This is a genomic window from Stutzerimonas tarimensis, assembly GCF_042648805.1.
GTDB classification, from domain to species: Bacteria; Pseudomonadota; Gammaproteobacteria; order Pseudomonadales; family Pseudomonadaceae; genus Azomonas; species Azomonas tarimensis.
Genome location: NZ_JBHRXZ010000002.1, coordinates 39,518 through 54,263, shown reverse-complemented (window position 1 = coordinate 54,263; position 14,746 = coordinate 39,518). Strand labels below are relative to the sequence as shown.

General features: G+C 61.6%; 17 protein-coding genes. 12 read left to right on the top strand and 5 right to left on the bottom strand.

The genetic code is table 11. From position 1 onward, the window contains the following. Positions 1-13: 13 nt before the first annotated feature. The 6 genes from ACFOMF_RS01150 to ACFOMF_RS01125 all read left to right on the top strand — a co-directional run bounded on the left by ACFOMF_RS01150 (position 14) and on the right by ACFOMF_RS01125 (position 4,885). Positions 14-649: a protein-L-isoaspartate(D-aspartate) O-methyltransferase gene (locus ACFOMF_RS01150; RefSeq protein ID WP_386360655.1), complete on the top strand. Its 636-nt coding sequence runs from the start codon at positions 14-16 to the stop codon at positions 647-649. A gap of 28 nt (positions 650-677) precedes the next feature. Then, a complete protein-coding gene (locus ACFOMF_RS01145) occupies positions 678-1,610 on the top strand; it encodes a DUF368 domain-containing protein (protein WP_386360396.1) in 933 nt (310 codons plus the stop codon). 103 nt (positions 1,611-1,713) lie between these two features. After that, the gene (locus ACFOMF_RS01140) at positions 1,714-2,550 is read left to right on the top strand and encodes a peptidoglycan DD-metalloendopeptidase family protein (protein ID WP_386360394.1); all 837 of its coding nucleotides are present in this window, start codon (positions 1,714-1,716) and stop codon (positions 2,548-2,550) included. 96 nt (positions 2,551-2,646) lie between these two features. Then, positions 2,647-3,639, top strand: coding sequence for an RNA polymerase sigma factor RpoS (gene rpoS / locus ACFOMF_RS01135; RefSeq protein ID WP_386360392.1), 993 nt, complete (start codon positions 2,647-2,649; stop codon positions 3,637-3,639). Positions 3,640-4,138: 499 nt separating this feature from the next. Further along, the gene (locus ACFOMF_RS01130) at positions 4,139-4,276 is read left to right on the top strand and encodes a hypothetical protein (protein WP_386360390.1); all 138 of its coding nucleotides are present in this window, start codon (positions 4,139-4,141) and stop codon (positions 4,274-4,276) included. 177 nt (positions 4,277-4,453) lie between these two features. Continuing rightward, positions 4,454-4,885: a universal stress protein gene (locus ACFOMF_RS01125; RefSeq protein WP_386360388.1), complete on the top strand. Its 432-nt coding sequence runs from the start codon at positions 4,454-4,456 to the stop codon at positions 4,883-4,885. Here the strand turns inward: ACFOMF_RS01125 and ACFOMF_RS01120 are convergent, their stop codons facing one another. After that, positions 4,886-5,677, bottom strand: a complete 792-nt coding sequence (locus tag ACFOMF_RS01120; RefSeq protein WP_386360653.1) for an SIR2 family protein — start codon at positions 5,675-5,677, stop codon at positions 4,886-4,888. Then, positions 5,677-6,351, bottom strand: a complete 675-nt coding sequence (locus ACFOMF_RS01115) for a non-canonical purine NTP pyrophosphatase (protein WP_386360386.1) — start codon at positions 6,349-6,351, stop codon at positions 5,677-5,679. The genes ACFOMF_RS01120 and ACFOMF_RS01115 overlap by 1 nt, the downstream gene beginning before the upstream one ends. A 59-nt stretch (positions 6,352-6,410) precedes the next feature. Here ACFOMF_RS01115 and dgt point away from each other — a divergent pair, with 59 nt between their 5' ends. Further along, positions 6,411-7,889: a dGTPase gene (gene dgt, locus ACFOMF_RS01110; protein ID WP_386360385.1), complete on the top strand. Its 1,479-nt coding sequence runs from the start codon at positions 6,411-6,413 to the stop codon at positions 7,887-7,889. Between the two features lie 126 nt (positions 7,890-8,015). Here dgt and ACFOMF_RS01105 read toward each other — a convergent pair whose 3' ends face one another. Continuing rightward, a complete protein-coding gene (locus ACFOMF_RS01105) occupies positions 8,016-9,716 on the bottom strand; it encodes an ATP-binding protein (protein ID WP_386360384.1) in 1,701 nt (566 codons plus the stop codon). A 249-nt stretch (positions 9,717-9,965) separates the two neighbouring features. Then, positions 9,966-10,310, bottom strand: coding sequence for a YajD family HNH nuclease (locus ACFOMF_RS01100; protein WP_386360382.1), 345 nt, complete (start codon positions 10,308-10,310; stop codon positions 9,966-9,968). Between the two features lie 166 nt (positions 10,311-10,476). Here ACFOMF_RS01100 and ACFOMF_RS01095 point away from each other — a divergent pair, with 166 nt between their 5' ends. From ACFOMF_RS01095 to ACFOMF_RS01085, 3 genes are all read left to right on the top strand, one after another. Continuing rightward, positions 10,477-11,472: a response regulator gene (locus ACFOMF_RS01095; RefSeq protein ID WP_386360381.1), complete on the top strand. Its 996-nt coding sequence runs from the start codon at positions 10,477-10,479 to the stop codon at positions 11,470-11,472. 4 nt (positions 11,473-11,476) lie between these two features. Beyond that, entirely contained in the window at positions 11,477-12,430 is a 954-nt protein-coding gene (locus tag ACFOMF_RS01090) for a sensor domain-containing diguanylate cyclase (protein ID WP_386360379.1), read from the top strand. 70 nt (positions 12,431-12,500) lie between these two features. Continuing rightward, positions 12,501-12,743, top strand: a complete 243-nt coding sequence (locus tag ACFOMF_RS01085) for a DUF2789 domain-containing protein (protein WP_386360377.1) — start codon at positions 12,501-12,503, stop codon at positions 12,741-12,743. 47 nt (positions 12,744-12,790) lie between these two features. Here ACFOMF_RS01085 and ACFOMF_RS01080 read toward each other — a convergent pair whose 3' ends face one another. Continuing rightward, the gene (locus ACFOMF_RS01080; protein ID WP_386360375.1) at positions 12,791-13,285 is read right to left on the bottom strand and encodes a DUF3597 domain-containing protein; all 495 of its coding nucleotides are present in this window, start codon (positions 13,283-13,285) and stop codon (positions 12,791-12,793) included. Between the two features lie 132 nt (positions 13,286-13,417). Between ACFOMF_RS01080 and ACFOMF_RS01075 the strand changes: the two genes are divergently transcribed. Then, entirely contained in the window at positions 13,418-14,257 is an 840-nt protein-coding gene (locus tag ACFOMF_RS01075; protein ID WP_386360374.1) for an inositol monophosphatase family protein, read from the top strand. Between the two features lie 167 nt (positions 14,258-14,424). After that, on the top strand, positions 14,425-14,685 hold the full coding sequence (locus ACFOMF_RS01070) for a hypothetical protein (protein ID WP_386360372.1): 261 nt from the start codon (positions 14,425-14,427) through the stop codon (positions 14,683-14,685). The last annotated feature ends 61 nt before the right edge of the window (positions 14,686-14,746 follow it).

Sequence of the window (14,746 nt, the reverse complement as noted above, 5' to 3'; positions counted from 1 at the left end):
GCGCGGCACCGGCATGACTTCGCAGCGCACTCGCGATCGTCTGATCCAGCGGCTCTACGAGGAGGGCCTATCGGACGCCCATGTGCTCGAGGTGATACGCCGCACGCCCCGACACCTCTTCGTGGACGAGGCTCTGGCGCATCGCGCCTATGAGGACACTGCGCTGCCGATCGGCCACAACCAGACGATTTCCCAGCCCTACATGGTCGGGAGAATGACCGAGCTCCTGCTCGCTGGTGGTCCGCTGGACAAGGTTCTGGAAGTGGGGACCGGCTCGGGTTACCAGACCGCGGTATTGGCGCAACTGGTCGAGCGGGTGTTCTCGGTCGAGCGCATCCAGGCACTGCAGGACAGGGCCAAGGAGCGACTCGCCGAACTGAAAATCCGAAACGTGGTCTTTCGCTGGGGTGATGGCTGGGAAGGGTGGCCCGCATTGGCGCCGTACAACGGGATCATCGTCACCGCGGCAGCCACGGACGTGCCACAGGCCCTGCTCGATCAACTGGTCCCTGGCGGCCGGTTGGTCATTCCGGTAGGCGCTGGCGAGGTCCAGCAGCTGTTGCTGATCATTCGCGAGGAGTCCGGTTTCACGCGGCATGTGCTCGACGCCGTGCGTTTCGTTCCACTGCTGAATGGCCCTGTCATCTAAATTAGCTACTTCATCAGCGGAAGGAACCATGAAAGACACCATTCTCCTGTACGCCAAGGGCTTGGCGATGGGCGCGGCCGACGTGGTGCCTGGCGTATCGGGCGGCACCATCGCCTTCATCACCGGTATCTACGACCGTCTGCTGGCTGCCATCGCGGCAGTGCCCCAGGCCGTCATGCACCTTGCCCGCGGCCGGATCGGGCAGGCCTGGAAGGCAGCTGACGCGACCTTTCTGATCACGCTGTTGGCCGGTGTACTCACCAGCATCTTCAGCCTCGCGCGCATCATCACTTATCTGCTTGAAGAGCACCCGATACCGGTCTGGTCGTTCTTTTTCGGCCTCATTCTGGTTTCGGTCTATCTGGTCGGCCGGGAGGTGGAGCAGAGGCGGCTATCGCGATTGGTCTGCTTCGCTGCCGGCCTGCTCTTCGCCTACTGGATCACGGTGATGGCGCCGATGCAGATGGGTAGCGGTCCGCTGAGCATCTTCATGGCCGGTGCCATTGCTATCTGCGCAATGATTTTGCCGGGTATTTCCGGAAGCTTCATTCTTGTCCTGCTCGGCCTGTACCCTGTGGTACTCGGCGCGGTCCGCAGTCTGGATTTCGGGCTCCTCGGTTTTTTCGCTGCCGGCGCGCTGCTCGGGCTGGTGAGCTTTGCCCGCCTGCTGAGCTGGATGCTCAAGCACTACCGGGACGGTACGCTGGCGTTTCTCACCGGGCTGATGGTGGGCTCGCTGAACAAGGTCTGGCCATGGAAGGAAACCCTGACCTGGCGGACCAACAGCGCAGGTGAGGAGGTGCCCGTGCTGCAGCAGAACCTGCTTCCGGGTGCCTATGGTGAGCTGACCGGGCAGGATCCGCAGATGTTCATCGCTCTGCTGCTCGCGGTGTCCGGGGTCGCGTTGGTACTCGGGCTGGAGTGGGTTGCTGGCAGGGTGCGCCAGCCGGTGGCGTCCTAGCGTCCGCCCCTCTGGCGTCACGAGGTTCAAGCCGGGTCGGTTACCCGGAAGGCGGCCTGCTACAACGGGCTGGACAGTAGGATTACGATCAAGGGAGTAGGCATTGAGCCTTGCAGCCTTCCAGCGGTGGTTCAGTAGTACCCCGGCCAAGGGGCTTTTGTTGTTCTGCAGTCTGGCTGTCACCCTGGCAGGTTGCACCAGTACGCCTGGCGGCAGCGCCCAGGTTGTGGACCGTTCAGCGCATCCGCGGGTTACGTCCGGCCAGTACACGGTGCGCCAGGGCGACACCCTGTGGGCGATCGCCTTCCGCTTTGGCTGGGATTGGCAGGACCTGGCACGTCACAACGGTATCGCTTCGCCTTATGTGATCTATCCGGGTCAGCGAATTCGTTTCGATGGCAGCGCGTCACGCTCCGTCCAGGCTCCCGCACCTGCTCGGCCATCCAGTCCGGCGGCCACCCAGTCCACTGTGCCGCAGCCGGTGGTGCGGGCGCCCGCACCGCAACAGCCGGCGGTTGTCAGCCCGAGTACCCCGGCTACTACCCCGGTCACGCCTGTTGCGCGTTCCGCTTCAGGATGGTCCTGGCCTCACAATGGCACGCTGATCAGTCGCTTCTCGTCAAACAGTAGCTTGAACAAGGGCATTGATATCGCCGGCGAATTGGGACAGCCTATCCTTGCTGCTTCGAATGGCACGGTCGTCTATGCAGGTAGCGGTCTGCGTGGTTATGGCGAGCTGGTGATCATCAAGCACAACGACACTTATGTGAGCGCTTACGGTCATAACCGCAGGCTGCTGGTACGTGAAGGTCAGGAGGTCAAGGCAGGGCAGGCCATTGCAGAGATGGGTTCCACCGGTGCCGACCGGGTGAAGTTGCATTTCGAGATCCGGCGTCAGGGCAAACCCGTCGACCCGTTGCAGTACCTGCCACGTCGCTGATCCCCCGGCGAACGTCCCGGCATACAAGTGTTCGGCGGTGTCCTGTTGTTGCACAGGGCCTGCCGGGCCTGTCGAACTCAGCAGGGGACAAGAATAATGGCACTCGAAAAAGAAGCGCCGGAGTTTGACCAAGACGATACGGTTCTACTGACGGAATATGGCGAGGCGGATCGCTCGCCGAACCCCATTGGTGACGAACCCATCGGCAGCCGTCCGCTCAAGAGCGGCTCACGTGATCGAACGAGCGATTACACGCGGGCGCTGGACGCCACTCAACTCTACCTCAATGAAATAGGCTTCTCGCCACTGTTGACGCCGGAAGAGGAAGTCCACTTCGCCCGTCTTGCTCAACGCGGCGACCCCGCCGGCCGCAAGCGCATGATCGAGAGCAATCTGCGACTGGTGGTCAAGATCGCCAGGCGTTACCTCAATCGGGGGCTTACGCTGCTGGACCTCATCGAAGAGGGCAATCTCGGTCTCATCCGCGCGGTCGAGAAATTCGATCCGGAACGCGGATTCCGCTTTTCGACCTACGCCACCTGGTGGATTCGACAGACCATCGAGCGGGCGATCATGAACCAGACCCGCACTATTCGATTGCCCATCCACGTGGTCAAGGAGCTCAACGTCTACCTTCGAGCAGCTCGCGAGCTGACCCAAAAGCTGGACCACGAGCCTCGCCCGGAAGATATCGCCACCCTGATGGAGAAGCCTGTCGATGAGGTCAAGCGAATGCTCGGCCTCAATGAGCGGGTCACCTCTGTCGACGTGGCCTTTGGCCCTGATTCGGACAAGACGCTGCTCGATACCCTTACCGACGATCGCCCGTCGGACCCCTGCGATCTGCTTCAGGATGATGACCTCTGCGCGAGCATGGACGAGTGGTTGTCCGAACTCTCGGACAAGCAGCGAGACGTGGTGATCCGCCGCTTCGGATTGCGTGGGCACGAGAGCAGCACCCTGGAAGAAGTAGGACAGGAAATTGGTTTGACCAGGGAACGGGTCCGCCAGATACAGGTCGAAGCCCTCAAGCGACTCCGGGGTATCGTGGAGCGTAATGGTCTGTCCAGTGAGGCGCTGTTTCAGTGACCTCCATGCCGGCTCGGCGATGCCAAGCCGGCTTTTCCTGTTTCCCCTTACGCTTTGTGAGCATTCTCTTACAGGTGATGTAAGTCTTTGCTTAAAAGACCGCATATCATGTAGGATTAATTGCTTGCTGATTAGCTAATGCCTTGATTTTAAAGGCATATTATTTCAGTCCTTTGCCTGGCTGGCTTCGGCCACCGTCCTGGGTGCCCTTGCAGCCGGTGGTGAGCCCATTAACATCAACCCTGTGTTCGGGAAGAACGCGGCGGGCAGGACGCTGGTCAGGACCATCGCAGGATGCGATGCATCAGGACGATGCGTTTGGAAACAGGGACTCATGGATGATACCGGGCGGGGGAGCTTCCCCCGCCCCTTATTTTTTTGCGCGCCGATTCTTCCTTTTCTTTTCTCGCTTCCCTCTTTTGCTTCCCGCTCGGCTCGAACTCATTTCATTGCGCACGGCCTAATCGTTCATACACAGCCAGCCATTGGGAGCTCGACTATGAACGACAGACAGCCTGAACAATTGGAAGAGACCGCCTCCGAGGATATCGAGCGCGATCCCAGCGAGGCCGACGAGGATCAACTGGACGAAGCTCTCGAAGAAACATTTCCTGCAAGCGACCCCATCTCCCCATGATCGCTCCGACGGCGGGGCTACAGCTCCGCCGCCGGCACCAGTCAACGGCTTTTTCGATTGCCTCACCGGACTGCAGCCCTTTCCTGACCAGGGTCAGCTTTGTTGTGACTAGCGCTGGCATATTGCGTCGACTCAGCCAAACTATTGTCAAGCTCGAACGACAGAGGAGGCAGGGCGATGCGTACGGTACTGATGGCATACGATGGTTCGGACAGCTCGAAGCGAGCGCTCCAGTATCTGGTCGATTTTGCCAAGGACAATCAAGGGCCCTTGCAGGTCCACGTGCTCAACGTCCAGCAGGAGCCGCTGCTGTTCGGCGAATACGTCACAGGAGACATGATCGACGAGTTGACTCGAAGCCTGATGACCAAGGGTGATCAGGTCTCCGAAGAGGCTATAGCGCGGCTGCGTAGCGCTGGCATCAATGCCGAAGCACACGCGGCCTTGGGTAACGTTCCAGAGCGCGTCCGGGATGCAGTCGCTCAGCTTGGTTGCGACACGGTAGTGATGGGCACGCGCGGGCTGAGCAGCTTCACCGGCTTGCTGTTGGGCTCGGTGGCCACCCGGGTCATTCACGAAGTGCCGGTTCCCGTCTTGCTGGTGAAGTGATCAGCCCTCTACCAGATCACGGAGGAAGTGCTCCAGCGCGGCTCCCGGTTCGTCGTCCTCAGAGGCGATCATCCGGATGCCCCACTGACTGAGTATTTCTTCCTGAACCGGATTGGGTTTGTGCGAGAACACGTAGGAAATCGGTCGGACGCCGAGCGATTCGTGCTTGCTCCAGATCTTGGATAACTTGTGGAACAGCAGCCGGATGTTGGTATCCGACAGGCTATAGCCGATGAAGAGCACCGCTTTGCTCAAGGTCTCCGCGCGCAGCTTGATGTCCAGAGGCGTTTCAAACTGAAGGCGCTCGTAATAGCTGGTCTCGTCCATGACCAGTGAAGCGTCATCGTCGAAATCCCCATGGAACTTGATGATCTGGCGCACGCCGTCGCGGGCCTTGGCCAGGTCACTGGCGTTGGCGATCTTGACGTAGCCTACCTGGTAGGCGTCATGGGCATATTCCAGCCAGCGATCGTAGTTGGTGGTATAGATCGACGGAAACCGCCCCTGGACGATGAGTCGGTGGATTTCCGAGTTGCGAATCTCGATGCCCTGATGCCACTCTCGATCCATCCAGCTGCGCAAAGCGCCGATATTGCCTTTTCTGATCCGGTAGAACTCGGCGAGCGACAGGAAGTTGCCATAGGTTGCAAACACCTCGGGGTCGTAGTCGAGCTGCATCGCGATCTCGTCGATGAGCTGGCGCCAGGGGGGTAGGCCAATGCTCGCGGAGACACCGGAGCCGACGAAGAGGATCAGGCGTTTCTGCCGGTAGGCTTCTTTCAGCTGGTCGATCATCGGTGCTCCCTGAGAAAGGCGACCAGGGCGTCCACGGCCTGCTTGCGCGGCAGGACAGGCGCCTCCGGCCCGGCGAGCTCGGCCAGGGTGCGTTCGCTGCCATCAGGAACGAACACACTGCTCCAGTCCCCGCTGGTACCGGCCGGTTCCGGCGCGATTCGACCTTCGAGGCAGGCCTCGAAATAGTGTCGCTTGCGCCCGTCGCAGTAGCCGATCACAGTGCGCATGCGGGCGCTGGGGTCTTCGAGTCGGCCGATGAAGTGGGCAAAACGATCCTTGAGCAGCGTCTCCCAGAAGAGCCGCGTCAGGCCGGCAGGGAAATCGTTCAGGCTTCGCACTTCCAGGCCGGTGTGCTCGATGAATACCGGCTTGCCGATCAGCTTGAAGGCGGTCAGCAACTGGTCACCCACCAGTCGATGCGGGTCGCCGGTGTGGGGTTCCTGCAAGGGGACACAGCAGGGTACGACAGTGATGTCCCCAGCCGGGAGCAGGGCGCATATCTGCTGGATGACCAAGGTGTCGCTGGAGACGAAGCGGATCTTCATGCCGTTCCTTGTAGCCGGGCGGGATGCCTGCGGTAACCCTTGCGACGTTGGTGGTCTCTGTTCGACGCGGTCAGCACGGCTCAGTTCTGATTGTCGAGCGCGCCCTGGTCCTTCGCCACGAGTCATGCCACTTGGAGCCGGGCCCAGAGGCGGGTAGGCTCGCTTCAGGGAAGCGGAGACCAGCCTTGAATCTTAAATGTAGCATTACGCCCCGGCGCCCCAGCGATTCCGCCTCGCCGGCCGAGCGGTCATTCGATCTGGCCGAGCTGGTACATCAGTTCGAGAGTGACCGAGGCCGCATCATCAATTCCGCGGCTATCCGCCGCCTCCAGCAAAAGACCCAGGTCTTTCCCCTGGAGCGAAACGCAGCGGTTCGTAGCAGGCTGACCCACTCGCTGGAGGTGCAGCAGACGGGCCGCTATATCGTGCGAAGGCTCTACCAGGTCCTGGGTGATGAGGCCCGACGTTATGGGCTGGACGGTTTGGAAGGTCCTGTGGAGACACTGGTGGAAATGGCCTGCCTGAGCCACGACATCGGTAACCCGCCCTTTGGTCATTTTGGCGAGTTCGCCATCGGCCAATGGTTCGAGCGGTCGGTGGACGGGCTTTTCACCACCGCGGTAGCTCGACACCTGGGCGATCCCTCGTTACGCCAGCGAATGCTATTGGACCTCAAATGCTTCGAAGGCAATGCACAGGCGATCCGCCTGGCGGTCAAGCTGCTGCGTCTGAATCTCACCTATACCCAGACAGCCTGTCTGCTCAAGTATGTCCGCCCGGCTTATGTCGAACGCCCACCGCGCGGTTCGGCCGGGGCCTATCTGGGCAAGAAGCCCGGCTACTACCTGTCCGAGGAGGCCTATGTCTCGGACCTGCGCGAGGCCCTGGGCATGGCGCCTGGCTCCCGTCATCCGCTGGTGTACATCGTGGAAGCGGCCGACGACATCGCCTACTGCCTGGCTGATCTGGAGGACTCGGTCGAGAAAGGCATCCTCGATCTGGATCGCCTGGCCGAGCTGCTGCTGAGCAAGTTCGCCGAACATGCCTCGATCGACGAACCTATCCCGGTAGCCGGCAAGAGCTTCTCGGAGCTGGTCGCCAAGGCGAGCGCGAAGGCGCGTAACGAACCGATCAACCGGGTCGGTGAGTTCTTCATCAGTTTGCGGGTCAGCATGATCCATCCGCTGGTACAGCACGCGGCCGAGCAATTTGTCGAGCATATCGATGCGGTGCTGCAGGGCACCCTCGACCGGGCGTTGCTTGAAGACGGCAGTCTCGCCCATGCCATCCTGCTGGCGTTCAAGGGCGTCGCGGCAGCGCATGTGTTCTGTCACCGCGAAGTGGAAACCCTGCATCTGCAGGGCTATCGCATTCTCCAGGGACTACTTGAACTCTACGCGCCGTTGCTGCAGGTCGATCCTGATACCTTCCTCGCACTTAGCCGGGGCCGTGCCCCCGGCGAGCCCCATCTGCAGATGCTGGCCAGGCGACTACCCAGCCAACTGAACAAGGCTTATCACGAGGCGCTCAAGCCCATCGAACGAGACGATCCTGACTGGCCGCTCTGGGAGTTCTACTACCGCTGCCGCCTGCTACAGGATTTCGTCAGCGGCATGACCGACCAGTTGGCCCACGACGAATACCGGACGCTCTCGGTGCGATAGCGGCGATCCGGTTCGGTGGAGCCCAGGGTTTACCGCAATGAAGAGGTCTGCGCTTATGAGCAAGGCCCGGTGGGCGCCGACGCCCACCGCAGTGCCTCGTCGTGAGCTACCTATCGGTGGCGGTTGTCATTCCGTCTCCGTTTCCATCCCCCGAAAGATGCTGCAGCGTTCGAAGACCGCCAGGGTGGGCGCCACCGATTTATGGTTGCAGTACTTCGAGACCAGCTTTGACAAGCCCTTGATGTCTCGTCCGCTGGCTTCGGGGAAGATCACGGCCAGTCGGTCGAGCAGGGCCGGCTCGACTTGCAAGCCGAACTGCTCGGTCATCACCCGCCAGATCCGGCGACGGTCCTCGACCCCGGGCGGGTGATACCTGATCAGTGCGATGCAACGCGAGATGACGGCCTCGTCGATGTCATCGACCCGGTTGGTGGTGAGAAACAACAGCCCATTGAAGTATTCCAGCACCCGCAGGAACACCCCGACCACCGCGTTGGCGGTGATATTGTCGTCGCGTCGCTTGATGTAGACGTCCGCCTCGTCGATCAGCATCACCGCGCCCCAGCGCTGGGCGCGGGTCAGTGTGGCCTTGAGGGTCTGTTCCATTTCCGCCACGCTGAGCCCCAGTTGCCCGGAGTGCACGCGGTACAGCGGGCGCTTGATGATCTCTGAGTACACCTCGGCGGTCAGCGTCTTGCCGACCCCGGGTGGGCCGGCGCAGAGCACCGTGGTGCCGCCGGACTTGCCCTCGACGATGTCATCCATCAGCACGTCCATCTCGGCGGTGAGGATATCGATGAGGTCGGTCTGCTCGGGCGGCAGAATGAGCTTTTGCTTCAGGTCCGGCTGGTACTCGTAGGGCTGCATGTCGTCGACATGGACCCAGAGGTGATGGTGCAGCTCCAGGTGGAACATCAGGATGTAGGCGTGCACCGGCAGTTCCGAAAACGTCCCGGCCGGGATATCGGCCTGGAGGCTTTCCATCGTCTTTTCCACGCCTTCGTCGTAGCGCATGCTGCGTCCGGCCTTGCGCAGGTATTTGCCAAGCAGATCCCCTGAGGCGTCCTGTACCAGCGCCCGCTCCTTGAGGATCTCCTCGTCGTTGACCAGGCGTGCGCTGCCGCCGGAAGAGGAAAGCACCACCAGGTCCTTGCGTGCCCAGTCGTTGCTGCGGTGGGTAGCGGTCGGGTCCTCGGCGAAGACGCCGGTGCCGCTGGCGGAGAACTGTCTTCCGTAGTCGGAGCGCCACTCGAAGAAGTAGCCGGTGGAAAGATCGTAGGCCGTGATCAGCTCGCGGGTTTCCTTCAGAAAGCCTTTCGCCAGGAAGATTTCCGGAACGCTCTTGCCGAGGATGTCGCGCTCGACGATCTGCAGCGTGAGCGAGACGATCCTGGCCATGGCGTTGGCCTTGAGCTCAATGAGGATGCGACCGGCTTCCTCGTCGCCCGGTGGGGTGAAATCGATGCGTGACACCAGATAGGCGATCGGCTTGCCGGCCACATTGAGCTTGAACAGCCAGCCGCGAATCGCGTGCTGGATCAGGAACACGGCCACGTCTGGCACCATGCGCTCTAGGTCGCCTTCCCCATAGCGTTCCCCCTGGGCAGCGAGCACCTTGCCGATGGTGTCGAGCTGCGCCGCGCGCAGCCTCATTGCCGGCCCTGCCGCCTGGTAGAGCTGCTGCAGGTACCCCAACTGATTCTGGGAGATCTGCTCGACCTGAACCTCAGCCTTGTTCCCGAACTTGAGCTGGGCGGACAGGCTGGCCAACTCCGGGAATTTCTCTACCAGCGCTTCGACGTAAGGTCGATCAATCACGAGTTTCATCAGCGATACCCTGCATGGTCGGTGTCGCTGGCGAAGCAAGGCTTGAGCCATTCCTTAAAAGATTGATTTTAAAAGGCTTCCTTGACTGATCATCAGGCCGACACTGGACAATGGCAGGGAGGCTTGTGCGCTTTGCCACAAAGTGTCCTGTGCGCAGGACGACCCGGTTGCCACCGAGTCAACCGCGCGGTTCTATGTCACTTAAGCGCCCTCCAGCTCGACCGGCTCATCGGCGGCGGCGCATGCCCCTCACTCGCCGTTTTTCTTCAATAGATCGCCGAGTCCGGCCAAGGCCTTGAAGGTGGTTTTCGGTCCCGCATCGCTGCCGGGTTTCGCCTCGGCGAAGTACTGGTTGTCGGTATACCGGGAATGCTCATTGTCATGACAATAGAGGCATAGCAGTTCCCAGTTGGAGCCGTCCTCGGGATTGTTGTCGTGGTTGTGGTCCTTGTGATGCACAGTAAGTTCGCTCAGGCGTTTGCCCGAGAACTCACGGGCGCAGCGCCCGCAGACCCAGGGATACATCTTCAGTGCTTTCTCCCGATAGCCCTGTTCGCGCTGGCTGTAGGGAATGGTGGGTTTCTGCGTGCTCATGCGGCGGCCTGTTCCAGTTCGCGAATCGAGAGGGTGGAAGCACAAGTGTGGCCGCTGCTTCCTGAGCTCGCAACTGCAGTGCGCCGGGGGGCCTGGTGGCAAAAAGCATCCGCTCTGGCGGAAGCCTCATGCTACTCTCGCGCGATTCCGTCCAGCAGTACGTAACATGACTGAGTTCACGCTTCTCATCTGCGACGATTCGAGCATGGCGCGCAAGCAACTGCTGCGCGCGCTACCCTCCGGCTGGCCGGCGCAGGTGTTTCACGCTGCAGACGGTCAGGTGGGGCTCGAACTGTTGCGGCAGAAGTCGATCGACCTGGTGCTGCTGGATCTGACCATGCCGGTGCTCGATGGCTACGGCATGCTCGCGGCCATCCGCCGCGAAGGGCTGTCCTGCCAGGTCGTCGTGGTCTCCGGGGACATCCAGGACGAAGCGGTGCGCCGGGTCACCGAGCTGGGGGCGCTGGCGTTTCTGCAGAAGCCGGTCGATCCGGCGATCCTCATGCGAACGCTGGTCGATGTCGGGCTGTACGATCCGGCTGCGCGGTCGGGCTTGGCACAGGGCGCCGAGGAACCACAGCCCTCGTTTCGTGATTCCTTCCAAGAGGTGGTCAACGTCGCCATGGGGCAGGCAGCCGCGCTACTGGCCAAGGTGCTTGGGGTCTACGTGCGCTTGCCAGTGCCCAACGTCAATCTGATGGAGGTTGGCGAGCTGCAGATGGCGCTGGCCCAGGCGGGCAACGAAAAGCGGCTGGTCACTGTCAGTCAGGGTTACATTGCCGGGGGCATCAGTGGGGAGGCGTTGCTGATCTTTCACGACTCCGAGATCGCCGATGTCGCTCGTCTGATGCACTGGCAGCCGGACCAGTCCTCGCCCATGGAGCTTTTGCTGGATCTGTCCTGCGTGCTCATCGGTGCCTGTCTGCGTGGTATCGCCGCGCAGCTCAACCTGCCGTTCTCCCAGGGGCACCCGCAGATCCTCAGTCATGACGGCGAGCTGGCCCAGTGTGCGCAACTGGAAGGGGTGCGCTGGCAGAGAACGCTGGCGGTCGAATTGTGTTACGGCATCGAAGGCTACGACATCCACTTCGACCTGCTGCTTTTGTTCAGCGAAGATTCGGTGCCGCTGATCCAGCGGAACATCGCCTACCTGATGGAGTGATGCCTTGGACGAGAGCGACCTGAACGAACTTCATCGCTTGCTGGCGATCCTGCAAGGCATCGACGTGGGCGTGGTGATGCTCGACCTCGACCTGCGGGTCAAGGCCTGGAACAGCTTCATGGAAAACCATTCCGGACGCAGCGCGGCGCAAGCCTCCGGCCAGTCATTCTTCGAGCTGTTTCCAGAAGTGCCGCAGCTGTGGTTCCGACGCAAGGTAGAGAGCGTGTTGACGCTCGGCACGCCGGCGTTCACCGTCTGGGAGCAGCGACCCTATGTGGTTCGTTTCAAGAACTACCAGCCGATCCTCGGGCAGGAACCGCTGATGTTCCAGAACACCACGCTGATGCCTGTGGTGTCGATCAACAGCGAGACGCAGCACGTCTGCCTGATCATCTATGACGTCACCAGCGTGGCGGTCAACCGGCGTCAGCTACTCGAAGCGAACGCCCAGCTGGAACAGCTTTCGCGCACCGATCGCCTGACCGGCCTGAGCAATCGTGGGCACTGGGAAGAAGAGCTCAAGCGTCAGTACGCGCGCCACCGACGCTACGGCAGCATGGCCTCGTTGATCATGTTCGACATTGATCACTTCAAGCGCATCAACGACACCTATGGCCACCAGGCCGGCGACCGGGTGATACAGACACTGGCGCGTATCACCGCCGACTCCATTCGCGACGCCGACCTGGCTGGCCGCTACGGAGGAGAGGAGTTCGCCGTATTGCTGCCGGATGTCAGTGCGCCGGGCGCGCGCCTGCTGGCCGAGCGTTTGCGCAAGACAGCCGAGGCCACCGAGGTGATGCACGAGGGCCAGTCGATCCGATTCACCATCAGCATCGGCGTGGCCGATCTGAGCGAACCCTGCGCCAGCCACGAACACCTTATCCAGCGTGCCGACCATGCGCTCTACGCGTCTAAGCACGCTGGCCGCAACCGGATCACCGTACACGGCTGTTGATCGTCGGCTGGAACCGCCGCGGCAACCCGGGCCTCTATCCTTACAGACCATAACGTTTGAGGAGGTAACCGTGGAAATCATCAACAAGGATCTCACCACCCTGTTCGATCAGCTCGGGCTCGATTCGGACCAGGAAAGCATCGATGCCTTTGTTGCCAGCCATACCCTTCCCCAGGGCGTGAAACTGTCAGAGGCGGACTTCTGGAACCCGGCGCAAGCCGCATTGCTCCGCGAAGAACTGGCTGAAGACGCCGATTGGGAGCCGGTGGTCGATGAGTTGAACGTCCTGCTGCATCAGAAAAACGACGTCTGACCCCCAGGTGCCCCCGCCCTGCGGGGGCACCTGCCGTGCCGGATGCCTCAGCCTGCCAGCTCAGGCGGAACGCTTCCGCCATGCTCCACCAGCTTGCGCATGACCTCCGTGTGCAACCACATGTTCATCTGCGCCGAATCGCCCATCTTGTCCGCGGGGCAGCCCAGTTCTGTCGCCAGCTCCTTGCGCGCGCCCAGACTGCTATCGAGGTCCAGCAGCTTCAGCAGATCCACGATCGAGGTGCGCCAGTTCAGTTTTTCCGGGTGGCTGGCGGCCTTTTCGTCCAGCTTGGCGGCGACGTCGAAGACGGTGGTTCGCGCGCTATCGGCAGCCGGAGCCGGAGCCGGAGCCGCAGCCGTTGGCGAGGCGCTGCCCTCGTCCGTCACGGGCCGTCCCGGTCCGGTTGTCGCATTGTTGGTGGTCGAAGGGCGCTCGTCCGGGAATACCGACTCGGGGCCGGCAGTGGCGCCGGCAACCGGCGTGTCCTGCTTTGCGTCCTGATTCATGCCGAGCTTGTCTTTGATCTTGTCGAACAGTCCCATGGGAGATCCTCTGATGCGAATGACAGGGTTTGGACTGCCGATGGGCCTGGAGCATTCACCCCGCAGGTCGGCGAACTGGAGACTCGGCCCACGGTGGCATAGCATGCGGGCAAATCGCCTGAGGAGCATCCCGTGACCACCACCGACGAAGGGCTCGACGCCCGCTACGATTACGCCAGGACCATCGCCCTCGAGGCCGCTCGGATGGGCATGGAGTACTATCGCAATCGCAGCGGGTTGACCATCGAACACAAGGGAAGTGACCGCCAGGATATGGTCAGCATCGCTGACAAGCGTCTGGAAGAATTCATTCGTAGCAGGCTCGCGGAGCGTTTTCCCGAGGACGGCTTCGTTGGCGAGGAGGGCGGCACCTTGGACCTCCAAGCCTGCTGCCTGTGGGTGATCGACCCCATTGACGGCACCGCCTGTTTCCTCAACGGCCTGCACAACTGGTGCGTGTCGATTGGACTGGCGATAGCGGGGGAGCCGGTCATCGGCGTCATCGCCGATCCCAATCACGACGAACTGTTCCACGGCTGCCGGGGGCGCGGCGCCTTCGTCAACGACACGCCGTTGCGCGTCAGCGAGGCGACCCATGTCAGTCAGGGCCTGCTGGGTACCGGCACCTTTCACAAGGAAGGCAAGCACCATTTCATTCCCTTCCTCGAACGGCTGCTCGCCGAGGGCGGCATGTTCTTTCGCAACGGCTCGGGTGCGCTGACCACCGCCTACGTGGCGGCAGGACGTTTGATCGGCTATTACGAGACCCACCTCAAGAGCTGGGACTGCCTGGCTGGGCTGGTGCTGGTGAAAGAAGCCGGCGGGCTGGCCAACGATTTCCTCGCAGGCGACGGGCTGCTTCAGGGCAATCCGTATCTGGTGGCCTGCCCGGGTGTATATGCTCAAGTCGAGGCTCTCATAGGGCCCTCGATTCGGATCGGCCAACCCGAGCGCATTCGTCGGAACTCTTAATCCCTACCGTGCAGAGGCTGCGGGCACTGCTATACCTATGGGTGGGACACGGATGCCATGGACGACATCATTCCAGACCTGCCGCTCGGCGGGAGCCGGCTCTTGCCAGGAGCCTGACGAACCTCCGTCGAACCTGGCCAGCGCCGCCAGATAGTGAGGCTCTTACAATGACAGTAATGCAGTGCAGCTACCGCGACTACACCATCACCACGGAGATCATCGAGCATCCGGGCAACCCGACGCCCTGGGCAGGCGGGTGCCGTCTTACCGATGGCTCGGGCCGAACCACGCGCCGGTTGGCGTTGCCGGTCGATCATGCCTTCATGGCCGACCTGGAAAATGCCCAGAGGGCATCCATTGCGCATGGCAAGTGGCTGGTGGATCAATGCGTCGACCATGGCCGCAATCTGTTTGCAGAAGCGGCCTGATCACCTGAGCGCGTAGAGCGGCCTTGCCCGGGCTGGCCCGCGCGCGTTTGCTCGCCTGCTC